The sequence below is a fragment of the Catenulispora sp. GAS73 genome (assembly GCF_041262085.1).
Taxonomy (GTDB): Bacteria; Actinomycetota; Actinomycetes; order Streptomycetales; family Catenulisporaceae; genus Catenulispora.
In genome coordinates this window covers 113,082-137,404 of record NZ_JBGCCM010000030.1, presented here as the reverse complement: position 1 = coordinate 137,404, position 24,323 = coordinate 113,082, and the positions used below count along the sequence as shown (strand labels likewise).

Sequence of the window (24,323 nt, the reverse complement as noted above, 5' to 3'; positions counted from 1 at the left end):
TCAGGCGTAGATCCCCGCCTAGACACTTACCTGCCCACACCCCGGGGCACGCCGCGCCACAACCGGCCTTCTCCCCTGCTGACAGCGCGAAACGGCGCCGCCCGCGGCCGCCGGCGGACCCGGCGCGCGCCGTCGACGGACCAATAATTTCCTTCAGAAACTCTTCAGAGAACTCAACCCCGCAGCGGGCTGAGGCGTCCCCTGGGCGTGAACGTTTCGGGTCCTGATCCTCAAAACCTCCTCCGCGGCACCGGCCTGCGGCTCGACCGCGGTATATCCCGGCGGCTGATGCTGAGCGCCGGCGGAATCATGTTGCTGAGTGCCTGCTCTTCGAACAGTGACAAGTCGGCTACAGCCGGTGCGACCTCCTCCGGCACGCCCGACCCCCGCTCGAAGCCCGCCGGCGGCGCGCCGTTCCCCGGCCAGAACCCCAGCGGCGACCCCTCCAGCGCCCAGGGCGACTCGCACACCAACACCTCCGCGCCGCCGGACAACACCCCGCCGGCCGGCGCCCCCGGGCAGGACCCGCCCCCTGCGGCCGGCACCCCGCAGTTCTATGTGCACGAAGGTGACAAGGCGATAGCCCTGACCATCGACGACGGCCCCAGCTCCAAATACACCCCGCAGGTGTTGGCGCTGCTGGCGCAGTACAAGATCCCGGCGACCTTCTGCATGATCGGCCAGAACGCCGACAAGCACGCCTCCCTCGTGGCCGAAGTCAGTGCCGCCGGGCACCTGGTCGCCAACCACACCTGGACCCACCCGAACCTGTCGAAGATGACCGCCGCGCAGGTCACCGCGGAGATCGAGCGAACCACCGACGCCATCACCAAAGGCGGCGCCAAGCAGCCGGTGCTGTTCCGCGCCCCCGGCGGCAACTGGTCCCCCACCGTGTTCCAGGTGTGTACGCAGCTGGGTCTGCGGCCGCTGGACTGGTCGGTGGACCCGCGCGACTGGTCCCGTCCCGGCGCCGACCACATCGTGTCGACCGTCATGGGACACACCAAGACCGGCTCGATCATCCTGGAACACGACGGCGGCGGCGACCGTTCCCAGACAGTCGCCGCGCTGCAACAGTTCCTGCCGAAGCTGCTTGAGGCCGGCTACCACTTCGTCCAGCCCTGAGCCGCGCCGACCGGCCAACTAGGGTTAGGCGTCGCGTCGCCGCACCGCGACGAACGCGGCGCCCACACTCAGCACCACGTACCCGGCCAGGATCGCGAACGCCACCGGCACCGACGGCAGCACCCTCCCAGGCGGCGGCGAGTTGATACCGGAGATGCTCTGGAACACCAACGGCAGCGACGCCTTCGCCACCGTGTCCCCGAGCGCCCCCAGCAGCAGCCGCGCCACGAAGTACAGGCCCAGGAACGCCGCCACCGCCCCGGCGGTGCGCCGGATCACGAACCCCAGACCCAGCCCGGTCAGCGACGAGGACGCCAGGAACCACCCCGAACCGACGACGGCGCGCGCCACGTGCGGGTGGGTCAGCGTCACCTGCTTGCCGGTGGAGGCGATGAGGTGCTGCCCGACTTCGAACACGGTGAAGGCCATCGCCTCGCCGAGCGCCAGAGTGAGGCCGCCGACGACGAGGATCTTCGCGGTGACCACGTGGGCGCGGCGCGGGGTGGCGGTGAAGGTGGTGCGGATCAGGCCCGTGCCGTATTCGCTGCTGGCGGTGAGCACGCCGAGGGTGCCCAGGGCCAGGACCGCCAGGTCGAAGGTGCCGGCGTAGCCGGCCCGGACCGGGTCGTAGGAGGCCCGCTCGCCCGGCGTCCACTTCGGCCAGTCGTGGGCGGTGGCGTGGTAGCCGATCAGCGCGAACGCCAGGGTCGCGGCCACCGCGGCGCACGCGGTCAGCCACGTGGAGCGCAGCGTCGTGATCTTGATCCATTCGGCGTGCAGGGCGCGGCCGGTGGTGGGGGCGGTCATCGCTGGTGGTTCCCTTCCTCGGTGAGGTGCTCGGCCGGGTGTTCGGTGAGGTGTCCGGTGGGATATCCGGCGCGGTTCTGGTCGTCGCGGAAGTCGACGACGCCTTCGGTGGCCTGCAGGTACGCCTCCTCCAGCGACGCGCGCCGCACAGTGAGTTCGTGTACGCCGATGCCGTGCGCCGCCGCGGTGTCGCCGATGGCGGCCGGTTCCAGGCCGGCTACGATCAGCGCGCCGTCCGGCTCGACGCTGACCGTGGCTGTGCGAAGTGCTGCGGCCAGGGCGGTCGGGTCCGAGGCTCGGACCAGCACGTCGGTGCGGGAGTTGGCGGCGAGGAACTCGGCGGTGCTGCTCTCGGCGACCAGCCGGCCCCGGCCGATGATGACCAGGTGGTCCGCGGTCAGCGCCATCTCCGTCAGCAGGTGTGAGGACACGAACACCGTGCGGCCTTCGGCGGCCAGTTCCTTCAGCAGCCCGCGCATCCAGTGCACCCCTTCGGGGTCCAGGCCGTTGACCGGCTCGTCCAGGATCAGCACCGGCGGATCCCCGAGCAGCGCCGCGGCCAGGCCCAGGCGCTGCTTCATGCCCAGGGAGAACCCTCCGACGCGGCGCCGGGCCACCTCGGTCAAGCCCGTGCGGGCCAGCACCTCGCCGATCCGCGCGGTACCGAGGCCGTTGCTGGCCGCCAGCACCCGCAGATGCGCCAGCGCCGAGCGGGCCGGGTGCACGGCGTTCGCGTCCAGCAGCGCCCCGACCTCCCGCAGCGGATGCTGCAGCTCGCCATAGGGCCGGCCGTCCACGAACGCGGCGCCGGCATCGGGGGCGTCCAGGCCCAGGATCATCCGCATCGTCGTGGACTTCCCGGCGCCGTTCGGCCCCAGGAACCCGGTGACCCGGCCGGGCCGGACGGTGAACGACAGCGCGTCGACGGCGACGGCGCCGCCGAAGCGTTTCGTGAGTTCGCAGGCTTCGATGGTCATGACCGCAAGGCTGCCCGCCGGGCATCCTCCGGTCTTCGGACCACAGGCGGAATTCCCACTGCCGCGTCACCGGCGGGTACGACCGTGGTCATACGCCCCCGGGCCGATGACCGGTGATCAGCACCCTGGCTAGCCTGGAGTCATGCGAACCCAACCTCCGGTGCCCGGTCAGCGGGCCTGGGTGGTGTTCGACGTGGTGTCCGCCACGGCGGTGACCACGCTGATCGCCGTCCAGAGCGTGCTCAACTGGCACCGCCAGGACTGGTCCCGGTACGGCTACCCCGCTCCGACCGCCGTCCAGGTCACGGTCGTGCTCGCCGGGGTGGTCGTCTGCGGCGCCGCACTGGCCGCCCGGCGCTGGCGCCCGCTGCTGTCCGCGGCCGCGGCGCTGGCCGCCTGGGTGGTGATGCTCGCCGTCGCCTGGCCGCTGGCGACCCTCAGCCTGAGCAGCTTCGGGCTGGTCAGCACCCTGCTGCTGTACTCGGTGGCGGTCACCGAGCCGCTGCCGGTGACGCTGGTGACCCTGGCCGTGCTGTACGCCGCCGACACCGCCACCGTCGCCGCCTCCCACCACAAGGGCATTAACCTCGGCGCGACCGGCCTGACTCTGGTACTGGCCTGCTGCCTCGGGGTCGGTGTGGCCCGCTACCGGGACATCGGCGCCCGGCTGCGCGAGCAACAGGACGCCGCGGCGCGCGCCGAGCTGGACCGGGAGCGGGTGCGGCTGGCCCGGGAACTGCACGACGTGCTCGCGCACAGCATGAGCGTGGTGAACGTGCAGGCCGGCTACGGCCGGTTCGCCATCGGCCGCGACCCGGCGGTGGCCGAGGCGGCCCTGGCCGCGATCCAGGAGGTGAGCCGCGAGGCCATGGTGGAGATGCGCGGGATGCTGACAGTGCTGCGCGACGGCGGCGAGGCCGCGGCGCTGGCGCCGGCCCCGCGGCTGGCCGACGTGCCCCGGCTCGTCGCCACCTGCGCCGAGGCCGGAGTGACGGTGCGGGTGCGGACCCGCGGACAGGTGCGGGAGCTGCCGGACGGGCTGGAGCTGGCGGCGTTCCGGATCGTGCAGGAGGCGTTGACGAACGTGGTGAAGCACGCGCACACCCGCTCGGCGCGGGTGCTGCTGGAGTATCAGGACACGGCGCTGGTCGTGGAGGTCACCGACGCCGGACGCGGCGGGCCGGCCCCTGCGGTCGGCGGCGGCGGCTCCGGTGGCGGCGCGCCCGGCACGACCAGCGCGGTCGCCGGGGGTGGTGGCGGCGGGCATGGGCTGGCGGGGATCGCCGAGCGGGTCGGGCTGTATGAGGGGACGGTCGAGGCCGGCCCGTTGACCGGCGGCGGCTGGCGGGTCCGGGCGGTGCTGCCGTGCTCGACGGCGGCTCCTTCGTCAGAGACAGCGGCATCGGCGTCGGCGTCGTCCGCGACGAACGAGCCGGCGTGGGCGGCGTCGTGACCGCACCGATCACCGTCCTGGTCGCCGACGACCAAGCCCTGGTCCGCGCCGGCTTCGCCGGCATCGTCACGATGGCCGACGGATTCCAGGTCGTCGCGCAGGCCTGCGACGGTGCCCAGGCGGTCGCCGCGGCGCGCGCCGTGTGCCCGGACGTGGTGCTGATGGATGTGCGGATGCCGGGCATGGACGGGTTGGAGGCGACCCGGCTCATCACCGCGACCGGTCCGTCGCGGGTTCTGATCCTGACCACGTTCGACCTCGACGATTACGTGTTCGGGGCGTTGCGTGCCGGGGCGAGCGGGTTCCTGTTGAAGGACACGCCTCCGGAGGGTTTGCTGTCGGCGATCGAGGTGGTGGCCGGCGGGGAGGCGTTGTTGGCGCCGACGGCGACGCGGCGGCTGATTCAGGCCTTCACGCGGCTGCCGGAACCGGCGCCGGTGACGTCGCGTGCGGCTGACCGTCTGCGGTCGCTGCTCACGGCTCGCGAGCTTGAGGTTCTCACGCTGATCGCCGCCGGTTCCACCAATACCGAGATCGCCGAGCAGCTCACGGTCTCCACCGGCACGGTCAAGACGCACGTCGGGCACCTGCTGGCCAAGCTCGACGCGCGGGATCGGGTGCAGCTGGTGCTTCAGGCGTTCCGGGGCGGGCTGGCGTAGCGGGGCGGTGGTTGAGATGGTGGGGGCCGGTACTTGGTGGACGGGGAGGGTTCCGGGGTGGGGATGGTTCGGGGGAAGCGTGCGTTCACGGCCGCTGCGGCGGCGTTGGCAGCGGTGGCGATGTCTGCTGCGGGGTGCGGCGGCTCAAGCTCGCATCCTGCGGCCAGACCCGGTGGCACGTCCCGGGCCGCGACGTCCACGTCGGCGCCGTCGGCGAGCGCCCCTGCCGCCGGTAGCCAGTGGTCGGCGGGCCGTTCGCATCCGGTGGCCGACGACATGTACCCGCAGTACGGCGACCCGGCGACCGACGTCCTGCACTACGGCCTGGACCTGAAATGGGACCCGACCGCGACGGTGCTGACCGGCACCGCGACGCTGGCGGTGCGGGCCGCCGCGCCCACCAGCCGCTTCGTCCTCGACCTGGCCGCCGGGATGAGCGTCGGCCAGGTGAGCGTGGACGGCGCGCCGGTCGCCGGCACGCACGACGGCGACCATCTCACCGTCCCGGTCGGGCGGCAGATCGCCGCTGACAGCACCGTGACCGTGGTCGTCACGTACCACGGCACCCCGCATCTGGTGCCGGCGCCGGTGACGCGCCCTGACATATCCGGGCTCGGCGCGCAGGTCGGCGCAGACGGCGGGGTGTGGGCGCAGCAGGAGCCTTATGGGGCGTTCACGTGGTACCCGTGCAACGATCAGCCTTCGGACAAGGCGCTGTACGACGTGTCCATCACCGTCCCGGACGGCTGGGCCGGGGTGAGCGGCGGCGCGTTCGGCGGCCGGACCGAGTCCGGCGGCCACGGCGTCTACCACTGGCACCAGCCGAACCCGGTCGCGACGTATCTGGTGGCGTTCTCCATCGACCGGTACCAGGAGGACACCGCCACCGGCCCGCACGGCATCCCCCTGACGTTCTGGTACCTGCCCGCCGACGCCGACGCGGTACACAAGCTGACGGCGCAGGTGCCGGGGATGATCTCGTTCCTGGAGCAGCGGTTCGGGCCGTACCCGTTCCCGACCGCCGGGGTGCTGTTCCCCCCGGACATGGTCGGCATGGAAACCCAGACCATGATCACCTTCGGTCCGGGCGGCCCGCCGGCGGACCTGCTCCACGAGTTCGCACACCAGTGGTTCGGCGACGCGGTGACCCCGACGACCTGGTCGGGGCTGTGGCTGAACGAGGGCTTCGCGATGTACGCGCAGTTCCTGTGGCAGGCCGCGCACCCCAGCCCCAGCCCCGGTCCCGGCGGGCCGCCGGCGACCACGGCGACCACGGTCGACGCGGTCCTGCAGGCCGTAGCGGCACCGGAGGACCAGGCCCTGCGCGGCCGCGACGGCCCGCCCGGACACCCCCTGCCGACGCACTTCGCCTCGCCGAACGTCTACTACAGCCCGGCACTGATGCTGAACGGCATCCGCCACGCCGTCGGCGACCCGGCGTTCTACCAGCTCCTGAACGACTGGGCGCACCAGCACGCCGGCATCAACCAGGACCGTGCCGCGTTCGTGGCGTTCGTCAACGCCCGGACCGGCCGGGACTTCACGGCGTACATCAACGCCTGGCTGGACTCCCCGACGACGCCGACGATCCAGCCGCCGGGGCCTGCGGGCGCCTGAGGACCGAGAGAAGAGCATCAGTGCGCAGCATCCATGTCGTCGCCCACCCGGAAGCCACCCACCACGTCGAGAAGGTCGTCGGCGGCTGGCACGACTCGCAGCTGACCCCGGCCGGTCGTGCGGCGGCGGTCCGGATCGCCCGGACGCTGCGCGACCAGATCCCGGCCGGCGCCGACGTGGAGCTGTTCTCCTCGGATCTGCTGCGTACCAGCCAGACCGCCGACGAGGTGGCGCGGGAGTTCGGGATCGAGCCGATCCTGGACCCCAGGCTGCGGGAGAAGTCATACGGACAGGCCGAGGGCCGGCCACAGCAGTGGCTGGATGAGCGGTTCATCCCGGCGCCGGCCGACGGGGACCGCATGGGGCATTACGAGGGGATTCCGGGCTCTGAGACCCGGGGAGAGTGCGCGAAGCGGGTCTGCGCGGCGATGGAGGAGATCCTGGCGCGCGACTGCGAGTACCAGATCATCGTGACCCACGGCTTCGCGGCGACGTTCGTCCTCACGACCTGGATCAAGATGCCCTACGAGGCGCTGGGCTCGGTCGGGTTCCTCACGCCGTCGGGCAGCATCACCACCCTGCGCGAGGACGACTTCTACCACAACCGCCGGATCGTCAGCCTCGGCGACCTGCGCCACCTCAACCCCCAGGCGGCACTTGCGGCCGGTGGCGCCCCCTGAACGCCAGTCGGGGACGCCACCGGCAGATCAGGTTCAGCAGAACGAGCCGGTGAGCACCTGGTTGTTGAGCGCGTTCCAGGTGTTCGGGCCGATGATGCCGTTGGGGTTGGTGGCGCCCATGCAGTGGATCTGGAAGTTCTTGACCGCGGCCTCGGTGTTCTGGCCGAAGTCGCCGTCCTCGGTCAGGCCGTTGTACGAGCCGTTGCCATAGTTGGTGGAGTGGCCGTAGGCGTACGCGAAGTTGAGCTCGCACTGCGCCTGCCGCACCGCGTCGCCCTGGCTGCCGACGTACAGCTGCGGCTGGCTGTTCGTGTACATGCAGAAGCCGCCGATGTCCTCGGCGTGCGCCGGCACAGCGGTGACCATCGTGGCGCCGCCGACGGCGAGCACACCGACGACGGCCGCGATCAGGCGGCGGCGGAGCGGCTGGGTGAGGGAGCGATCTGCCATCGTTCTGTTCCCTTCGGGAGGACGCTGTCCCGTGCGACGATGCCGCAGGGGCGTGGCAGATCCGTGCGACGGCTGTGGCAGTCGCGTGGCATCAGCCGGCCGCGCGGGGAGGGCAACGAGGCCGCGGCCGGCAGCCTGCCGGCCGCAACGTGTTTCCCGCCTCAGAACCCGAACTCGGCCCGGATCGCGTCCCCGTGCTCGTCCAGCTCCGGCGCCGCCGGCCGCACCACCGGATCCGGATACCCGGCCATCTTCACCACCTGCCCCGGCAGCTCCAGGCCGCCGGCGGTGATCCGCATCCGCCGCGCCTCGGTCTGCACGTCCGTCATCGCCTGCCCGATGTCGTTCACCGGCGCGCACGGCACCTTCGCCGCCTCCAGCCGCGCCAGCCAGTTCGCGCAGGTGTCGGCGGCCAGCAGTTCCTCGATGACCGCGGTCAGCACCAGCCGGTTCGCCGAGCGCGCCGCGTTCTGCGCAAACTGCGGATTCTGCGCCAGCTCCGGTGCCCCGAGCGCGGCGGCGAACGCGACGAACAGTGCGTCGTTGCCGACGCACACCACGATCTGGCCGTCAGCGGCGGCGAACGCCCCGAACGGTGCGATGTTCGGGTGGTGCGAGCCGATGCGGTGCGGCACGGTCCGGTCGGCGAGCCAGGCCAGTGCGTTGCCCTCCAGGAACGACACGGTCGCGTCGAACATGGCGATGTCCACGTGCGTGCCGCGGCCGTGGATGCCGCGGCCGACCAGCGCCGCCATCACCGCCCCGAACGTGTAGACGCCGGCCGACAGGTCCGACACCGACGCACCGGACTTCACCGGCGGCCCGTCCGGCTCCCCGGTCACCGACATCAGGCCGCTGCGGGCCTGGATGACGGCGTCGTACGCGGGCTCCCCGGAGCGGGGCCCGGTCGCGCCGTACCCGGACACCGAGGCGTACACCAGCCGCGGGTTGCGCTCCCGCAGCGCGGCGGGCCCCAACCCGAGCCGGTCCATCACGCCGGGCCGGAAGTTCTCCACCAGCACGTCGGCCCGCTCGGCGAGCGCCGCCACCTGCTCCGGATGCTTCTTCAGGTCGACGGCCACCGACTGCTTGCCGCGGTTGACGCGCGCGAAGTACATCGAGCGCCCGTCGGCGGCGAAGGGCCCGTAGCGCCGGGAGTCGTCCCCGGTCGCCGGATGCTCCACCTTGATCACCCGGGCCCCGAGATCGGCCATGATCATCGTGGCGAACGGTCCGGCCAGCACCCGCGTCAGGTCGACGACCAGCAGCCCGGCCAGCGGCCCGGTCCGGGACGGGTCGTCGGCGGGAAGGTCGGCAGGAAAGTCGGCGTCAGGGTGCACGGCGGTCATGAACGATCAGCGTGGCACGCCCGGAACCGCTCGTCGATATGACACGGCTATCGCGCCGCTCACAGCCTTCGGCAAACGTTGCCGTACCGGGCTCGGACAGGCGCGCGCCGTCTCAGTCCTCGACGACCCCCACCCAAGCCCCCGCATCCCCCGGCTGCCCGCTGAAGTCGTACCGGACCCCGCCGGCCCGCAGCCCGACGAGCGTCACCGACGTGGTCCCCCAGGTCCGCTCCCCGAACTCCCGCCGCACCAGCAGCGCCCGGTCGTCCGCCGGGTCCAGGCCGTCGCCCTCCACCAGCGGCAGCCACGGCCCCCACGCCTGCTCGGTCGGCACCTTCGGCGCCGGCTCCGGCCGCGGCGCGGCCAGCAGCCGGGGCCGGAAGAAGTCCAGTCGCGCCTGCATCTCCTCGGTACCGGGCCCGTCCGTGGGGTCCGAACCCTCCAGCCCGCTGTTCACCACCACGTGCAGCCCGGCGCCCAACTCCCGCCGCTCGTGCCGCTCGCCGTTCCAGCTCAGCAGGAACACCGCCTCCAGCGTCGCGCAGATCAGGTGGAACGGGTCGTAGCGCGCGAAGTCCAGGCCGTCCACGGCCCCGGTCCCGGCGAACAGCAGCGGCAACTCGCCCCGCGACAGCCGCCCCGACTCCGGCGCCAGCGGCCCGCGGCCGTTCAGCACGCACGCCGCGCGCGGCACCGTCGGATCCACCGCCAGCCACGTCCCGGACGCCAGCAGGTCCTGGCCGCCGATCAGATCCGGACGCTCCGGCCAGTGCCGGCCCGGCGGGATCCACGGCCGGTCGTGGAACTCGTCACGCACACCGGCCAGCAGCACCGGGTACTCCGAGGCGGGATCGACACTCACGATCGCTGTACACACCCCCTCATCACAGCAGCCTGCGCCGTCCCGGTCGAACGCGGGGGCATGATGATCTCTACCAACCGTGTCGATCACGCTCCGCCACCACGGCGGAAACGGTGTGTAGCCGCACGCCAGAGCGGGTATCGGCGCTGCACAAGAACGTCCGCGAACGCCCGGTGAACACGCGCCGGACCAGCGGGGTGAAAGAGGAAGCGGGAGCCGCGATGACGCAGGAATCCGTGCCCATGGGCCGTCGGGCCGAGGCCGCCGCCGAGCCGGCGGCCGCAGGGGCCCGGACGGCACCGATTCCGCTGAAGGCCACCCACCCCACTTCTACGATGATCACATGGGGTGCGGTCGGCCTGGGCTACTCCCTGATCGCCGGCAGCTTCGCCCGCCTCACCGTCCCCGCCGAGATCGCCACCCTGCTCCCCGGCGCCGCCCTGGTCTGGTACGCGCTGCGCCCCACCACCGCGCGCTTCCCGCCCCCCGCCCCGTTCACCCGCCGCGACACCGTGGCCTGGGCCGCGGTCGGCGTCGCCTTCGGGATCTGGGAACTGTACGCCGCCGCCCGCGGCTCCACCCACGCCCACCCGACCCTGTCGATCCTCATGCGGCCGCTGATCGACCCGCCGCCGGCGCGCGCCGGCGGATACGTCGTGTGGCTGTTGACCGGGGTGTGGATGGTGCGCCGATGAGCCCGCGCGTGATCACCGCCGTCGGGTACGCCCTGATCGGCCTGGCCGCGCTGGCCGTGGAGGTCGTCGCGCGCCGCCCCGGCAGCCGGGTGCCGACGTTCGCGCAGCTGGTGCACACCGTGATGCGCGAGCGGTGGGGCCGGGTGGGGATGCTGCTGGTGTGGTGGTGGCTGGGGTTCCACTTCCTGTCCCGTTCCTGAACCGGGCACAAAAAGCCGGACGGGCCGTGACCCTGGTCCGAAGGTCGCGGCCCGCCCGAGTGTCGGTGTCGCTGGGGGAGCTTGTCCAACACGGTCCGGCTCGGTGAGCCGGCACACACATCAGACCGCGCCGAGGGCCCCTGGTGCCAGTGGGTACCGAAAGGATCAGCCTTCGGGGTGCAAGGAAGTCCTCTCCAGTTCCGCCGCGTGCCAGCCCGAAGTCCGCTCCTCAGAGTCTTGTCTCAGTCGCGGCCCGGCGCTGCGGCAGGCCCTGCGGCGGCCGATCAGCCCTTACCGCCGGGCCTGCCCTCACGCCGCCAGCGGCGCACCGCGCGCCAACAGATCCCTGATCCCGGCCGCGGGCAGCGCCCGGGAGAACAGCCAGCCCTGCCCGGTGTCGACACCGAGCCGCCGCACCGCCTCCAGCTGCCCTGCGGTCTCCACGCCCTCGGCGGTCACGGTGAGCCCGAGCGCGTGTCCGAGCGCCGTGACCGTGGCGATGATCTGCTCATCGGCGCCGCAGGGCCCTGTAGCGCCCGCCACCGGACCCGACCCGGATCCGTCACCGGCGCCGTTCACCGCGCCACCGACGCCGTTCGCCGACGTCAGCCCGGCCACGAACGTCCCGTCGATCTTCAGGATGTGCACCGGCAGCCGCCGCAGATGCGACAGGTTCGAATAGCCGGTCCCGAAGTCGTCGACCGCGATGGCCACACCCCGGTCTGCCAGGGCCCGCAGCGTCGCCTGCGCGGCGTCGTCGCCCGGCAGCAGCGCCGACTCGGTGATCTCCAGCCGCAGCCGCTGCGGCGCCAGCCCGGAGTCGGCCAGCGCGGACAGCACGTGCCCCATCAGCCGCGGGTCGCGGCACTGCCGCACCGCCACGTTCACCGACACCGGCGGCGCCGGCTGCCCCGGCGTGTCCGGCCACGTCGCCGCCGCCTGGCAGGCCTCGGCCAGGATCCGCCGGCCCAGCTCCACGATCAGCCCGGAGTCCTCGGCCAGCGCGATGAACCGGTCCGGCGGCACGATCCCGAACCGCGGGTGCCGCCAGCGCACCAGCGCCTCCACGCCGGTCACGGCGCCGTCGGCGAGGGACACGATCGGCTGGTACTCGCAGTAGAACTGCCCGGACTCCACGGCCGCCGGCAGGTCCGCGGCCAGCCGGTACCGGGCCACGTCGGCCCCGGCCCGCTCGGCGTCGAACAGCGTCCAGCGGTCCCGGCCCTCGCCCTTGGCCCAGTACAGCGCCAGGTCCGCCGCGCGCAGCAGGTCCTCCGGCGCCGACGCCGCGGCCAGGGCCTCGACCGCGCCGATCGACGCGGTCACCGTCAGGTCCCGGCCCTCGACCCGCAGCGGGTCCCGCAACGCCGCCAGCACCCGCTCGGCGACCCGGTCCACCATCGGCCGCCCCGAGGATGCCGACGGCCCCGAGGCCGAGGTCCCGCGCCGCGCCGCGCCCTCGGCGCCCGGCGGCAGCCCGGACTCCGCGCCCGGCACGCCCGGAGCGGCCCCGGCACCCGCAGCGCCGCCGGATCGGGAACCGGATCCGGGGACCGGGCCGTCGCCGTAATCCTGGAAGTCCTGGAAGTCCTGGAAGTCCTGAAGATCCGCGGGGTCCTGGTAACCCTTGTAGTCGACGAGCACCGCGAACTCATCCCCGCCGGTGCGCGCCAGCAGATGCCCGCCGGGCTCCAGCACCGCCCGCAGCCGGGCCGCCACCGCCGCCAGGAACCGGTCCCCGGCGCCGAACCCGAGCAGGGCGTTGATCTGCCGGAACCCGTCCAGGTCCAGGCTGCACAAACCGATCCGCTGCCCCGGGCGCGCCCGCGGGCCGGTGCGGGCCTCCAGCCACCGGCCCAGCATCGCCCGGTTCGGCAGCCCCGTGAGCTCGTCGGACCACGGCGCCGACGCCGACGACCGGGACGCGGCCGTCTCGGCGTGCACCGTGGACGAATTCTGACCGGACACCGCGACCACCTCCATCGCGGACCAGGACGTCTGGTTGGCCTGATCCGCACCGCCGCCGCCTGCACGGCTTCCGAACGACTACCGAGCGCGATCATAGGACCATCCGGGGGCGCTGTGACGGCGCACACACTCCCGGATCACCTGATCGTGGCCGTACTGTCACACTCCCACCGCACACTTCACGCCCGCACCGCGCCATCGGCGCGCCCCGGCGGCGCCACACCGCCACCGCGTCCGCGCCGAGTCCGCACCGGGCACGCGCCGGGCCACCGCCGGCGGGCTTCGGGCAGAATCAAACGCTGTGCAGATCACGCAGATCACCATTCGCGAAGCCCTTCCGGCCGAGTTGGCCGCCACCGGGGAGCTGACCGCCGCCGTCTACCGCGACGAGTCCCTGGCCGAGCCGACCTACCTGCCGCGTCTGCGCGACGCCGCCGCCCGGCACGCCGCGCCCGGAGCCTGGCAGCTGATAGCCGTGGACGCCGCCGGCCGCATCCTCGGCGCCGCGGTGTACACCGTGGCCGGCAGCGAGTTCGCCGACATCGCCGCCGGCGACGAGGCCGAGATCCGGATGCTCGCCACCGCCGGCTTCGCCCGCGGCCAAGGCGTCGGACAGGCACTGGTCCAGGACTGCGTGCGCCGCACCCGCGAAGCCGGACGGCCGGCGCTGGTGCTGTCGACGAAGCCGGAGATGACCGCCGCGCAGCGCCTGTACGCGCGCCTGGGTTTCCAGCGCACTCCCGAACGCGACTGGGAGTACGCCCCCGGCAAGGGCCTGCTGACGTTCCGGCTGGTGCTTGATTGAGTCCGGCATGCCTGCCCTGATATCCTGACCCCGTGAAGAGCTTCCCGTGTGCCAGCTGGCGTCCGTCCTAGGACGGTTCCCCAGCCACGCATGCCGACAGGCCGTCCGACGATCCGGACGGCCTTCGTTGTTCTCGCCCCGCGCACGGGGCCGGGCGGTCCGGACGCCGACGACGGCGGACCCCCGACCCGGTGAGATTCCCGCGAGGAGAACGACGATGACCATCACATTTGACGTACCCACCAATCCCTCCGACCAGCCGCGTGTTTTTCCCTCTGGTGACAGCGACGGCACACATTCGGTGTCAGCGAACCGCAACCTCGCCGACACAAACGGCACAAACGATGCCGACGGCACGCAGACCGACCCCGCGGCGTACCTGACCGAGGCCCAGCTGGCCGAGCACCTGATCGGCGACGCCCGCCAGATCAGGGTCCTGACCGGCGACCGCCCCACCGGCCCGCTGCACCTGGGCCACTACCTGGGCTCGCTGCGCAATCGGGTCCGGCTGCAGGACGCCGGCGCCGAGCTGTTCGTCCTGGTCGCCGACTACCAGGTGATCACCGACCGCGACGCCTCGGGCCGGATCGCCGACTTCGCCCTCGGCCTGGTCGCCGACTACCTGGCCGTCGGCTTGGACCCGGCCCGCAGCACCGTGTTCGCGCACTCCGCCGTCCCGGCGCTGAACCAGCTGCTGCTGCCGCTGATGTCCCTGATCTCCGTGCCGGAGCTGGAGCGCAACCCCACCACCAAGGCCGAGGCCGCCGCCTCCGGCCGCCCCGCGCTGTCCGCGCTGATGCTCACCTACCCGGTGCACCAGGCCGCCGACATCCTGTTCTGCCGCGCCGACCTGGTCCCGGTCGGCAAGGACCAGCTGCCGCACCTGGAGGTCACCCGTACCGTCGCGCGCCGGTTCAACACCCGCTACGCGCCGGTGTTCACCGAACCACGAGCCCTGATCTCCGACGCCCCGTCCGTGCTGGGCAGCGACGGGCACAAAATGAGCAAGAGCCACGGCAACACCATCCCGCTGCAGGCCACCGCTGACGAGACCGCCGCCATCATCAAGGGCTTCAAAACCGACGCCGACCGGCTGATCACCTTCGACCCCGCGCACCGCCCCGAGGTGTCGAACCTGCTGCTGATCACCGCGCTGTGCCGCGGCGAGGAGCCGGAGGCGGTGGCCGAGCAGATCGGCTCCGGCGGCGCCTCGGCGCTCAAGCGCGCCGCGACCGAGGCGGTGAACGAGCACCTGCGGCCGATCCGGGCCCGGCGCGAGCAGCTGGCGGGCGAGCGCGGATACCTGTCGGCGATCCTGCGGCGCGGCGCGGAGCGAGCCACCGTCGAGGCCGAGGCGACGCTGGCGCAGGTGCGGGAGGCGATGGGGATGGCGTACTGACTGCGTTCTGACTGCGTGCTGACGGCCGCTTCGGCGGCGCGCGCCACAGCGATCGAACGCATGTTCCGTTCGCTGTGGCGCGCGCCGGTCCGCGGCCGGCCACGCCAGCCACGACCGGACTACTCGGCAGGCGTCCCGCCGCCCCCGGTGTCAGCATCGGACTCATGAGGGCACGGCACGCATCCGAAGGCACCCAGGCCGGCACCCCTGTCGCCGAGGGCGGCCGCCGCGACTTCACCCGCCGCGTGATCGCGATCGTCCTGGTGATCGTGGCCCTGGTCGGCGGCTACTTCGCCGCCGCGGCGTACATCCCGCGCTGGTGGTCGCACCGCATCGGCGGCGCCTCGAACGGCGCGTTCTCCACCGGGGTGCTGCTGGGCATCTGCTTCGGCATCGTGTTCACGGTCCTGCCGCTGGGCCTGCTGTGGTTCACGATGCGCCGGTCGATGCGCTGGAAGACCAGGGCCGTGTGGCTGGTGCTGGCGGTGATCCTGGCCGCGCCGAACCTGATGACGCTCGGCGTGGCCATCGGCACCGGCGGCGGCGCCCACGCCGGCCAGCGCACCATGGACGTGCAGGCGCCGGGGTTCCGCGGCGCCACCGCCGTGGGCGCGCTGATCGCGGCGGTGATCTTCGTGACGCTGGTGATCGCCTTCCGGCGCAAGGGGCGCCCGCCCAAGGTGCCGAAGAAGCCGAAGACGCCCGCACCGGAGCCTGCCGATGTCTGAGGCCCGGTTGATCACGCCTCAGGCCTGCTTGGCGGCGTACGGGCTGTAGAACAGCTCCAGCTGGATCCCGTCGGGGTCCTCGAAGGACACGAACTGCCCGAGGTCGGTGTCCCGGACCGGGGAGTGCGCCACGCCCAGCTCGTCGAACCGGTCGATCCACTCCAGCAGCTCCTGCGGCGTGCCGACCCCGAACCCGAAGTGGTCCAGGCCGGTGGCGGCGTAGTCGAACATCTGCCCGGAGTTGCCGGTGTGCTGCTGGAACGCCACACACATCCCGTTCGGGTGCAGCATGATCGTCTGCCGCCAGTCGGCCCGGTCGGTGACGGCCAGGGTCTTGAAGCCCAGCACGTCGGTGTAGAAGGCGACGCTGGCGTCGCGGTCCCGGACCGAGAACGACACGTGCGACCAGCCGGACAACTCGGGCATGCGACGCTCCTGGGGGCGAGGTGTGAGTTGACGCCGCACGCTACCGCACCGGACGAACGAACGCGCCGGGTCCCCGAGTGCTTCAAAACACCCGGGACCCGGCGCGCGCCGATCCGTCAGAGCCCTTACCAGGCCTGTCCGGCGACCTGGCGCGTGACGTGGTTGAGCCGGTTGAACAGGTTCGTCAGCGCGACCATCATCACGATCGCGGCCAGCTGCTTCTCGTCGAAGAACTGCGCCGCACCGTCCCACACCGCGTCGCTGACGCCCTCGGGGTTGTCGGCCAGCCGCGTCGCCGCCTCGGCCAGCGCCAGCGCCGCCTTCTCCTCGTCGGTGTAGAACGGCGCGTCGTGCCACGCGGCCACCAGGCCGATGCGTTCCTCGGACTCCTTCATCCGCCGCATGTTCCCCATCCCGGAGTACACGCACGGCGCACAGCCGTTGATCTGACTGGCGCGCAGGTGCACCAGCTCCAGGATCGCAGGCTCCACGCCGCCGCTGTTCACGGCCTTGTAGAGCTGCTGGACCGCGCCGCTTGCGTCGAGGATCACGGCGGGGTTCTGGATACGAGCTTCCACTTCGGTAACTCCTGTATGAGTCGAAAGATGCTGCTTCATGGAGGTTGGCCCTTGTTGGCCCCCCTTGGTCCTTCGCTTCTCTGACTCCTGGGCTCCGGGGAATGTGACAGCGCCGGATGTGACCTGGGTCACATCCGGCGCTGTGGGCTGTTTCCGCTACTGGTTCGGCTGCTCAGGGCGGCGCGAAGGGGTGGTTAGTTCTCCTGCCAGACCGTCACGTCCAGCACCGCGTACGGATTGGCGTCCGTGCTGGAGGGCAGTCGGCGCACCGTCACCAGCACCAGATGCCCGGTCCCGGTCGTGATGCAGAAGCTGCTGCTCGTCGACAACTGCGAGAGCAGTACATCGTGCTGGTAGCGGGTGTCGTTCAGACACGAGGTGAACGAGCCGGTGTCGGTCTGATCCAGCACCGCCACGCGGTCGGCGTAGAACCGGCCGTCGACGAAGCTGCCGGCGAAGAAGCCCATCGTGTCCGGGCCGTTGGCCGTCCCGGCCGCCGGATGGTACGGGTCCGACAGGAAGTTGACGCTGTAGCCGGACGCCAGCTGGATCCCGACGTACGTACCGAGAACGGTGCCCGCCGCGACGGTCGACGTGGCGGAGGTCGAACCGTTCGTCGGCGTCGCGGACGCCGTCGGATTCGAGCTGGAACCGCTCGCCGTGTAGCTGGGGACGGAAGGCGTCGTCGGCGCGCTCAACGACGCCGAGCCGGTGGGGCGTGACGGCCTTGACGTGCCAGACACCGGCGGGACCGAAGCGGAAGTGTTCTTCGAGTCCTGCTTGGAGTTCAGGGCATGGTCGCCGAACGCGCCCACACCCACGCCTATCGCGAACAGCAGGACCGGGACGCCTATGCGCGCCAGCAGGCTCTTCTTCGCCGGCGGGCGGGCGTTCGCGTTGCCCGGGACGACGGCGGTCGGCTGCAGGACGGTCGCCGGCCCTGATGCGGCGTGCGCCGACGCTTCACCGGTGCCCTGAGCAGGCCTCGGAGCCATCTTCGACTCGGCCGGATCCGCAGCACTTTGGCCATCGGCCGCTGCCTTGGACTCTGCCGGTTCCACGCCATCGGCGCGCGCCGCAGCCGCGTCGGCTGGCTTCGCCTGCGTCGATGCCTGCTCCTCCGACTTTGACTGGGCCGATGCTTTCTGTTCCGCAGGCGCCGTCTCCGGCGCGGCCGATCCTTCGGCCTGCGCCGCCTGCGCACTGTCCGCTTGCGCACTGTCCGCGTTCTCGCCGCGCACCGATGCCTCGGCCGCCGCAGCCATCGCCTCCGAATGCGCCTTCGCCGCCTGAGCGTTCGCCTCAAGCTGCGCCCGAGCCGCCGACCTGGCGCGCGCCGCCTCCGCCTGGGCGTCTACCTCGTCGCCAGTCTCTGTCTCTACCTCTGCTTCTGCCTCAGCCTCTGCCTTGGCTTCTGCCTCAGTCTCGGAACCGGCGGCCTCCCGCTCGGCGGCGTCCCCGTCCAGGTCTTCCCTCGGCGTGATGATCGAAGGCTCCGGCGGCGCGGGCGTCGCGGCCCCCTGGGCCTGCCCCTCGCCGTCGTCGTCCTGCGCGAGCTCCGAGATCTGCCCCCAGTACTCCCGCCAGGCCTCGACATCCCCCTCCCAGGCCTCGACCAGCGCCAGCGTCACCTCGCGCGTCGGCAGCCGTTCGCCGCCGAGCGCCGCCTCGATCTGCGTGGTCGTGAGTCCTGTGCGTTGCCGCAGCTCCTCACCGTCGGGCCCCTCCGCGAAGTCGCGTAGCTCCCGCAGTCCCTGCGCCAGCACCGCCACCGCCGACGTCGACGACACCTGCTCCACTCCCCTGCTCGTCCGATACGTCGGTGCCCAACCCTAGTGCCGGGCGGGGCGGTGCCACGACCCCGAATCAACAGCTGGATGTCGATGACCGGATCTGCGCGGAAACCGCGAAACCTTGACAGTTTCGAGCATCCGCAGTGTATTGATGCACGGCGTGCGCCCCGCAGATCTTTCAAGATTCAGCAAGGAGGCACCATGTCGTCACCCCGTTCCGGCCCCCGGCGGCTCGCCGCGGCCGCTCTGTCCTGCGCCCTGGCCGTACTGCCCCTGACATCCGGGATCGCTCACGCGACGCCGAACCCGACACCGCACACCGCCACTACCACCACCAGTACCGCCGCCACCCTGGCCGCCACGCCCCCGATGGGCTGGAACGACTGGGCCCACTACCAGTGCTCGGTCGACGAGTCCGTGGTCGTGGCCAACGCCGACGCCCTGGTCAGCAGCGGCCTGGCTGCCAAGGGCTACAAGACCGTGACCGTCGACGACTGCTGGATGGCCTCCTCCCGCGACTCGGCGGGCCACCTCGTCGCCGACTCCGCCAAGTTCCCGCACGGCATGGCCTGGCTCGGCAGCTACCTGCACGGCAAGGGCCTGAACTTCGGCATCTACGAGGACGCCGGTTCCTCCACCTGCGGCGGCTACCCCGGCAGCGGCCAGCCGCAGGGCGGCGGCGCCGACCACTTCGCGCAGGACGCGGCGACATTCGCCTCGTGGGGCGTGGACTACCTGAAGCTCGACGGCTGCAACGTCTACGTCCCGGGCGGTGAAAGCACCGAGCAGGCGTACCACGACGCCTACAGCGCCGAGTCCACCGCGCTGGCCGGCGCCGGCCGTCCCATCGTGTTCTCCGAGTCCGCTCCGGCGTACTTCCAGAGCGGCGAGTGGGGCAATCCCACCTGGTTCGACGTCCTGGGCTGGGTGGGCCGGCTCGGTCAGCTGTGGCGCGAAGGCTACGACATCGCCACCTACGACAGCTCCAACCCCTCGGCCGGCCGCTGGTCCTCGGTCATGTCCAACTACGGCTACAACCGCTGGATCTCCCGCTACGCCCAGCCCGGCAACTGGAACGACCCGGACTTCCTCATCGCCGGCGACCCCGGTCTGACCGCCGATGAGTCCCGCAGCCAGGTCGCCCTGTGGGCCATGATGAACGCGCCGATGATCCTGTCCTCCGACGTCGCGAACCTCAGCACCGACGGCCTGGCCGCCCTCGGCAACACCGACCTGATCGCCCTGGACCAGGACCCGGCGGGCCACCAGGCCGGGGTGGTGTCCACCAACGGCAGCACCGACGTGCTGGCCAAGCCGCTGGCCAACGGCGACCGGGCCGTCGCGGTCCTGAACCGCGGCTCGGCGCCCCGGACGGTGTCCACGACGCTGGCCTCCGTCGGCCTGCCCGGCTGCACCGCCGGCGCGAAGAACCTGTGGACCGGCGCCACCTCCACCACCAGCACCCTGACGGCGACGATCCCCGCGCACGGCACCGCCATCTGGCGCCTGACGCCTTCGGCCGGCTGCGCCGCGGCGGTGCCGACCGGCGAGATCGTCGGCAACGGTGCGAAGTGTATGGACGTCACCGGCAGTAACACGGCCGACGGCACGCCGACGATCCTGTACACGTGCACGGGCAACGCCAACCAGTCGTGGACGCGACCCGGCGACGGGAGCGTGCGGACGCTGGGCAAGTGCTTGACCGCCGGCGGCACCAGCGCGGGCAGCACGGTCGTGATCTCCAGCTGCACCAGCAGTTCGTCGCAGCTGTGGACGGCGCAGGCCGACGGGACGGTCACCAACAACGCCTCGGGCCTGTGCCTGGACGTCTACGGTGGCGGCAGTGCGGACGGCACGAAGCTGGACACCTGGACTTGCGGGAGCCACCAGGCCAATCAGGCCTGGGCTTTGCCGAACTGACGCGCAGCGGCTCGGACTGACATGCAACGGCGCGGCGGGGGACCTTCTCCCCGCCGCGCCTTCACTTCAGCAACGCCGCACCGGCACCCGGCCCCATGCAGCAATCCATTGCAGCGCCATCAGCGGTATCAACCATCGCCGCTATCAGCTTTTCTCTGCTGCTATCAGCTCTTTTCTGAGGTATCCGCCTCTTCCCTGCGTCCACCGGGCACCCGCGCCCCCGCTGCACCTTCCCGCTCCCGAGTAGCCGCCGCCAGCTCCCCACGCAACGAGGCCGCCGCCAACTCCGCCTCGCGCCGCGCCTCCCGCTCCGTCGCCAAGGCCGCCGCGTCCTGCTGCCACCGTGCTGTCACCTGTTCCACCTGCACGGCCGCCGCCTCCACCGCGGCCTCGGCGCGCGCCGCACGTTCGGCCTCAGCCTGCCTGGCCGCGGCTTCCCGATCGGCACGCTCGCCCTCTGCGACCCGCCCGACGTGCGCGGATTCCGCATCGGCCTTGGCCGCCTGTACCTGCGCGGTCAGCCCCGCCCGCAGCGCCTCCAGCTCCGTCGCCGCACGCTGTGTCACGGCCTGCGCTTCAGCGGCTGAGGCCGCGGCCTTGCCTTCCGCCGCGGCGATCTGCGCGTCAGCGGCCTGCCTCATCAGCTCGGCCTGCTCCCGTGCCGCCTGCAGCTGCAACGCGGCCTCCGCCCGGGTCCGGTCGGCCAGCTCGGCGGCTTCGGCGGCGTCACGTCGTGCCGCCTCCACTTCCCGCCGCGCCTGCTCCCGCATCGCCACGACCGCAGCCTCACCCTGCTCCCGGACCTGCGCGAGCTCCCGCACGGCCTCAGCACGCAGGGTCTGCTCCTGCTCGGCGTGCGCGACCACCGCCGCGTTCAGGGCCTCCCGGGCCACCTCGGCATCAGCGGCAGCCTGCTCCGCGCGCGCACTGGCGGCCTGCCCGGCAACCTCCGCCTCCGCCCGCCGCGCAGCCTCCGCCGCAGCCACCTGCTCCGCCGCCGTCACCCGCGCCGCGGCATCGAGTTCCACCGAGCGCACCTGCCGCTCGACATTCTCCGGATCCGTAATCGCCTCAGCCCGCTCCAACCACAGGTCGACCTGCGCCCCCAACTGCCGCAACGTCGCCGCCACCGACACCCCGGACGCCTCGAACCCGGCGCGCGCCGCCGTCACCGGCATCCCCCCACCGAGCCCACCCCCGGCCCCCACCCCACCAAAGCCGCCGCCCGCACCACTCCCGACGCCACCCACCACCGAGCCGCCACCCCCAACACCACCAGCCAAGACAGCACCGACACCGCCACCACCCACCGCCCCCGAAGCCGCAGCAGCCTCCGCCCGAGCCGCAGCCTTCCGCGCCCGATTGAACGTCACAGCATTGTGCCCAGGGTCATCGCAGTACTCATGCCGCCGCCCCCGACTACCCGGCAGCGTCTCCTTCACAGGCCGCGAACACCGCCCCAACCGCTCGAACTTGCACAACGGCCGCGCCCCAGCACTCAGCTCATCACTCACACCCCCATCTTCCCGGACCCCCCACCTCCCTCCCACACCGCCACTCCGCACCGCTGTGCGCAATACAGTTTCATTGCGTTGCGATACCTGCAATGCAAGGCAACTCTGTAATGCTATGCAAGGAAACAGTGTCCGCATAATGTAAGTTATGCGGAGTGTCGACGCGGAGAGACCCCATCCCGAGTGTCAGCTTGAGAACTCACTGAGCCGGGTCTCGAGCCGGCTGTCCTGTCCCCGTGAAGTTGGCTGATTCCCTGTGAAGGTGGCCGTGTTCGTTGCTCGGCCCCGCTGAAGTTGGTCGTCCGGGCCGGTGTCCCCGCGCTGAAACGCCGTCGCCTGACGGTGCAGGTCAGCGATACATTACAGGCCAACGCGAGAGAAGAGTCGATGTGGATCCCCGCATACCCCGAATCCGGCGCAAGCTCGCCGAGGCTCCCTACCTAGCGAATCGCAGCCACTCCTTCGGCGAGGAACACCACCACTTCCGCCTTGCGCCACCGCTCACCCAGCAACAAGTCGCCCAATTCGAGGCCTACAACGGTATCGACCTGCCGCCCGCGTTCCGCGACTTCCTCACCGCGCTCGGCAGCGTCGGAGCAGCCCCCTTCTACCGCCTGCTGCCCCTGGAGCGCTGCACCTTCTACACAATGAACGCGCAGGGAGAGCCGGACGCACCACGGGGATTCACCGAAGTCGACCCCCTCCGCGCCAACGGTGACTTGTTCCTCGACATCATCGAGGCAGGCTGCTCCGATGTGGTCCTTCTGGGCATCTCAGGGCCGCTCACCGGACGCGTCCTTACGGGCAACAGCGACGGCTTCTGGGGCCCGAACGTCTCCTCAGCGGCCGACTTCCTCGCCTGGTATGAGCGCTGGCTCGATCAAATGGCAGCTGGTCAGGACAACCGAGCCCTCGAACTCACCTCACCCGGCGTGCGAGCTCAGAGGCGCGGTCGCAACGGCTGAAGCATGCGTGGAGAGATCTTGCCGCAGCGGCCACCCGCGCGACACAGAGCATTCGGAACGGCCACTTTCAGCGCGACACCTAAAGAGATCTTGCTGAGGTGACCGACTTGAGCGGGACGACGTCTCAGCCAGTCGTCCCGCTCAAGTCGGTCGCCGCCAGGTCAAGGGCATAACTACCGACCAGGCACATCGGGACAGGACACCGGCCTACTGGACAAGCACGCCGATACGGTGGCGGCGTGACCGCCGAAACCGCGGAGCATGCGCGCTTCCACGACTACGTCAAGGCCCTGCTGCGGATGACGCACGGTCCCTACCTGGGCGGATCCGTCAGGTGATGCCGCTGGTCGGGATGGGTTCGTATATTGGTTCATGGCCTTGGCGCCGCCACTCGACGCTGGACCGGCCTACCGGGACGGGGGACGATATGAGTGTCATCGAGGAGGGGACTCTTGCAGCATCGCAGGAGGTGCTCAGCTACTTCGACATAGCATCAGAGCAGGCGACCGCAAGAGAGGAACACGTCGTTATTCTGCCGGGATCCGGGTGCACCAAGAGCATGAACCGGGCGTTGGCGAGGGATTTCGCGGGCTGCGGTTACCGGACGCTGTGCCTTGACTTCTCCGGCCACGGCGAGAGCTCAGGCAACTTCGCCGACCTGACGCTCGCTCGTCGTCGCGGCCAGGCCGCCGCTTTGATCGAAGCCTGCATACCGGCACAACATCCTGTGATTCTCGCGGGTTTCAGCATGAGCGCCCAGACCGTCGCGGACCTGATCGAGACGCTCGGCGATCGCGTTGCTGGCATCGTCCTCGGCGCGCCCGCCGTCTACCCACGCGCGCTGCGGGAGGTGCCCTTCGGCGATCCGTCCTTCCTCCAGCTCCTGTCTGATTCCGAGACCTGGTCTGACAGTCCCGCCCTGGCGGTTTTCAGTGCGTTCCGCGGGAAGACGCTCCTGCTCCTGCCCGAGTGCGACGAGCAGGTGCCCGCAGCCATGACCGAGCTGATCGAGCAGAGCATGCGTGCCAACCCCTGGTTCGCCAAACAAGCCGTCCCAGACGCCGACCACGGACTCGACGAGTGGTTTGGCCAGCACCCGGAAGCTCGCCGAACCCTCGTTGCGACGTTCCTCACAGCATCGTCGTAGAGCATGGCTGTTCGACTTCTTGTACGGCGTCTTCTCGACCCATCGCCGTTACGCTTCAGCGGGGCAACTTGGCAGTGTTCCTGATCGCGTTCGCACACACGAGTAGTTCTGCGAAGCGGACGCAACCGGCGGCCGTACGCGGATTCGCCATGGTCCGCGCCTCGCAAAACAGTGTTCTCACAACCAGTCCGGCCCTAGCTTAGGAC

23 protein-coding genes are annotated in these 24,323 nt (G+C 71.3%); 13 read left to right on the top strand and 10 right to left on the bottom strand.

Translation table 11 applies throughout. The features are described 5' to 3' along the window. Positions 1-207 precede the first annotated feature (207 nt). Positions 208-1,125: a polysaccharide deacetylase family protein gene (locus ABH935_RS36675; protein ID WP_370382571.1), complete on the top strand. Its 918-nt coding sequence runs from the start codon at positions 208-210 to the stop codon at positions 1,123-1,125. Positions 1,126-1,149: 24 nt separating this feature from the next. Here ABH935_RS36675 and ABH935_RS36670 read toward each other — a convergent pair whose 3' ends face one another. After that, on the bottom strand, positions 1,150-1,932 hold the full coding sequence (locus ABH935_RS36670; protein ID WP_370382570.1) for a hypothetical protein: 783 nt from the start codon (positions 1,930-1,932) through the stop codon (positions 1,150-1,152). Beyond that, positions 1,929-2,909: an ABC transporter ATP-binding protein gene (locus tag ABH935_RS36665; RefSeq protein ID WP_370382569.1), complete on the bottom strand. Its 981-nt coding sequence runs from the start codon at positions 2,907-2,909 to the stop codon at positions 1,929-1,931. Before ABH935_RS36665 ends, ABH935_RS36670 begins: the two co-directional genes overlap by 4 nt. A gap of 142 nt (positions 2,910-3,051) precedes the next feature. Between ABH935_RS36665 and ABH935_RS36660 the strand changes: the two genes are divergently transcribed. The 4 genes from ABH935_RS36660 (at position 3,052) to ABH935_RS36645 (ending at position 7,318) form a co-directional block, all read left to right on the top strand. Further along, a complete protein-coding gene (locus ABH935_RS36660) occupies positions 3,052-4,362 on the top strand; it encodes a sensor histidine kinase (protein ID WP_370382568.1) in 1,311 nt (436 codons plus the stop codon). Beyond that, on the top strand, positions 4,359-5,021 hold the full coding sequence (locus ABH935_RS36655) for a response regulator (RefSeq protein WP_370382567.1): 663 nt from the start codon (positions 4,359-4,361) through the stop codon (positions 5,019-5,021). Before ABH935_RS36660 ends, ABH935_RS36655 begins: the two co-directional genes overlap by 4 nt. Before the next feature lie 63 nt (positions 5,022-5,084). Then, the gene (locus ABH935_RS36650) at positions 5,085-6,638 is read left to right on the top strand and encodes a M1 family metallopeptidase (protein ID WP_370382587.1); all 1,554 of its coding nucleotides are present in this window, start codon (positions 5,085-5,087) and stop codon (positions 6,636-6,638) included. A 20-nt stretch (positions 6,639-6,658) separates the two neighbouring features. Continuing rightward, entirely contained in the window at positions 6,659-7,318 is a 660-nt protein-coding gene (locus tag ABH935_RS36645) for a histidine phosphatase family protein (RefSeq protein ID WP_370382566.1), read from the top strand. A gap of 33 nt (positions 7,319-7,351) precedes the next feature. Here the strand turns inward: ABH935_RS36645 and ABH935_RS36640 are convergent, their stop codons facing one another. The 3 genes from ABH935_RS36640 to ABH935_RS36630 form a co-directional block, all read right to left on the bottom strand. Then, positions 7,352-7,768 carry a peptidoglycan-binding protein gene (locus ABH935_RS36640; RefSeq protein WP_370382565.1) on the bottom strand — a complete coding sequence of 139 codons (417 nt, stop codon included), beginning with the start codon at positions 7,766-7,768 and terminating at the stop codon, positions 7,352-7,354. A gap of 161 nt (positions 7,769-7,929) precedes the next feature. Then, positions 7,930-9,117, bottom strand: a complete 1,188-nt coding sequence (locus tag ABH935_RS36635; protein WP_370382564.1) for a CaiB/BaiF CoA transferase family protein — start codon at positions 9,115-9,117, stop codon at positions 7,930-7,932. Positions 9,118-9,229: 112 nt separating this feature from the next. Then, the gene (locus tag ABH935_RS36630; protein WP_370382563.1) at positions 9,230-9,979 is read right to left on the bottom strand and encodes an NRDE family protein; all 750 of its coding nucleotides are present in this window, start codon (positions 9,977-9,979) and stop codon (positions 9,230-9,232) included. Positions 9,980-10,200: 221 nt separating this feature from the next. On the opposite strand from ABH935_RS36630, the gene ABH935_RS36625 reads away from it, so the two are divergent. Together ABH935_RS36625 and ABH935_RS36620 are read left to right on the top strand one after the other, a co-directional pair. After that, entirely contained in the window at positions 10,201-10,674 is a 474-nt protein-coding gene (locus tag ABH935_RS36625) for a hypothetical protein (protein WP_370382562.1), read from the top strand. Further along, positions 10,671-10,874, top strand: coding sequence for a DUF6186 family protein (locus ABH935_RS36620; RefSeq protein ID WP_370382561.1), 204 nt, complete (start codon positions 10,671-10,673; stop codon positions 10,872-10,874). Before ABH935_RS36625 ends, ABH935_RS36620 begins: the two co-directional genes overlap by 4 nt. Before the next feature lie 309 nt (positions 10,875-11,183). Here ABH935_RS36620 and ABH935_RS36615 read toward each other — a convergent pair whose 3' ends face one another. After that, a complete protein-coding gene (locus ABH935_RS36615) occupies positions 11,184-12,842 on the bottom strand; it encodes a putative bifunctional diguanylate cyclase/phosphodiesterase (protein ID WP_370382560.1) in 1,659 nt (552 codons plus the stop codon). A 301-nt stretch (positions 12,843-13,143) separates the two neighbouring features. Between ABH935_RS36615 and ABH935_RS36610 the strand changes: the two genes are divergently transcribed. The 3 genes from ABH935_RS36610 (at position 13,144) to ABH935_RS36600 (ending at position 15,774) form a co-directional block, all read left to right on the top strand. Then, positions 13,144-13,647, top strand: coding sequence for a GNAT family N-acetyltransferase (locus ABH935_RS36610; protein ID WP_370382559.1), 504 nt, complete (start codon positions 13,144-13,146; stop codon positions 13,645-13,647). 217 nt (positions 13,648-13,864) lie between these two features. Further along, a complete protein-coding gene (gene trpS, locus ABH935_RS36605) occupies positions 13,865-15,046 on the top strand; it encodes a tryptophan--tRNA ligase (RefSeq protein WP_370382558.1) in 1,182 nt (393 codons plus the stop codon). Between the two features lie 164 nt (positions 15,047-15,210). Further along, entirely contained in the window at positions 15,211-15,774 is a 564-nt protein-coding gene (locus tag ABH935_RS36600; RefSeq protein ID WP_370382557.1) for a permease, read from the top strand. 18 nt (positions 15,775-15,792) lie between these two features. Here ABH935_RS36600 and ABH935_RS36595 read toward each other — a convergent pair whose 3' ends face one another. The 3 genes from ABH935_RS36595 to ABH935_RS36585 form a co-directional block, all read right to left on the bottom strand. After that, positions 15,793-16,200 (bottom strand): VOC family protein, encoded by a 408-nt coding sequence (locus ABH935_RS36595; RefSeq protein ID WP_370382556.1) that lies wholly within the window; start codon positions 16,198-16,200, stop codon positions 15,793-15,795. 125 nt (positions 16,201-16,325) lie between these two features. Next, positions 16,326-16,778 carry a carboxymuconolactone decarboxylase family protein gene (locus ABH935_RS36590; RefSeq protein ID WP_370382555.1) on the bottom strand — a complete coding sequence of 151 codons (453 nt, stop codon included), beginning with the start codon at positions 16,776-16,778 and terminating at the stop codon, positions 16,326-16,328. Positions 16,779-16,972: 194 nt separating this feature from the next. Next, positions 16,973-18,568 carry a hypothetical protein gene (locus tag ABH935_RS36585; RefSeq protein ID WP_370382554.1) on the bottom strand — a complete coding sequence of 532 codons (1,596 nt, stop codon included), beginning with the start codon at positions 18,566-18,568 and terminating at the stop codon, positions 16,973-16,975. Positions 18,569-18,772: 204 nt separating this feature from the next. Here ABH935_RS36585 and ABH935_RS36580 point away from each other — a divergent pair, with 204 nt between their 5' ends. After that, positions 18,773-20,491, top strand: a complete 1,719-nt coding sequence (locus tag ABH935_RS36580) for a ricin-type beta-trefoil lectin domain protein (protein WP_370382553.1) — start codon at positions 18,773-18,775, stop codon at positions 20,489-20,491. Between the two features lie 164 nt (positions 20,492-20,655). On the opposite strand, the gene ABH935_RS36575 is transcribed toward ABH935_RS36580, so the two are convergent. Then, positions 20,656-21,669 (bottom strand): hypothetical protein, encoded by a 1,014-nt coding sequence (locus ABH935_RS36575; RefSeq protein WP_370382552.1) that lies wholly within the window; start codon positions 21,667-21,669, stop codon positions 20,656-20,658. A 725-nt stretch (positions 21,670-22,394) separates the two neighbouring features. On the opposite strand from ABH935_RS36575, the gene ABH935_RS36570 reads away from it, so the two are divergent. Continuing rightward, a complete protein-coding gene (locus ABH935_RS36570; protein ID WP_370382551.1) occupies positions 22,395-22,970 on the top strand; it encodes an SMI1/KNR4 family protein in 576 nt (191 codons plus the stop codon). A gap of 427 nt (positions 22,971-23,397) precedes the next feature. Continuing rightward, on the top strand, positions 23,398-24,117 hold the full coding sequence (locus ABH935_RS36565) for an alpha/beta fold hydrolase (RefSeq protein WP_370382550.1): 720 nt from the start codon (positions 23,398-23,400) through the stop codon (positions 24,115-24,117). Positions 24,118-24,323 lie beyond the last annotated feature (206 nt).

Coding starts and splice junctions, on each gene's coding strand:
- ABH935_RS36620 (WP_370382561.1), top strand. CDS start 10,671: ATGAGCCCGCGCGTGATCACCGCCGTCGGGTACGCCCTGATCGGCCTG.
- ABH935_RS36660 (WP_370382568.1), top strand. CDS start 3,052: ATGCGAACCCAACCTCCGGTGCCCGGTCAGCGGGCCTGGGTGGTGTTC.
- ABH935_RS36565 (WP_370382550.1), top strand. CDS start 23,398: ATGAGTGTCATCGAGGAGGGGACTCTTGCAGCATCGCAGGAGGTGCTC.
- ABH935_RS36625 (WP_370382562.1), top strand. CDS start 10,201: ATGACGCAGGAATCCGTGCCCATGGGCCGTCGGGCCGAGGCCGCCGCC.
- ABH935_RS36665 (WP_370382569.1), bottom strand. CDS start 2,909: ATGACCATCGAAGCCTGCGAACTCACGAAACGCTTCGGCGGCGCCGTC.
- ABH935_RS36600 (WP_370382557.1), top strand. CDS start 15,211: ATGAGGGCACGGCACGCATCCGAAGGCACCCAGGCCGGCACCCCTGTC.
- ABH935_RS36670 (WP_370382570.1), bottom strand. CDS start 1,932: ATGACCGCCCCCACCACCGGCCGCGCCCTGCACGCCGAATGGATCAAG.
- ABH935_RS36575 (WP_370382552.1), bottom strand. CDS start 21,669: ATGCCGGTGACGGCGGCGCGCGCCGGGTTCGAGGCGTCCGGGGTGTCG.
- ABH935_RS36650 (WP_370382587.1), top strand. CDS start 5,085: ATGGTTCGGGGGAAGCGTGCGTTCACGGCCGCTGCGGCGGCGTTGGCA.
- ABH935_RS36580 (WP_370382553.1), top strand. CDS start 18,773: ATGTCGTCACCCCGTTCCGGCCCCCGGCGGCTCGCCGCGGCCGCTCTG.
- ABH935_RS36640 (WP_370382565.1), bottom strand. CDS start 7,768: ATGGCAGATCGCTCCCTCACCCAGCCGCTCCGCCGCCGCCTGATCGCG.
- ABH935_RS36635 (WP_370382564.1), bottom strand. CDS start 9,117: ATGACCGCCGTGCACCCTGACGCCGACTTTCCTGCCGACCTTCCCGCC.
- ABH935_RS36595 (WP_370382556.1), bottom strand. CDS start 16,200: ATGCCCGAGTTGTCCGGCTGGTCGCACGTGTCGTTCTCGGTCCGGGAC.
- trpS (WP_370382558.1), top strand. CDS start 13,865: ATGACCATCACATTTGACGTACCCACCAATCCCTCCGACCAGCCGCGT.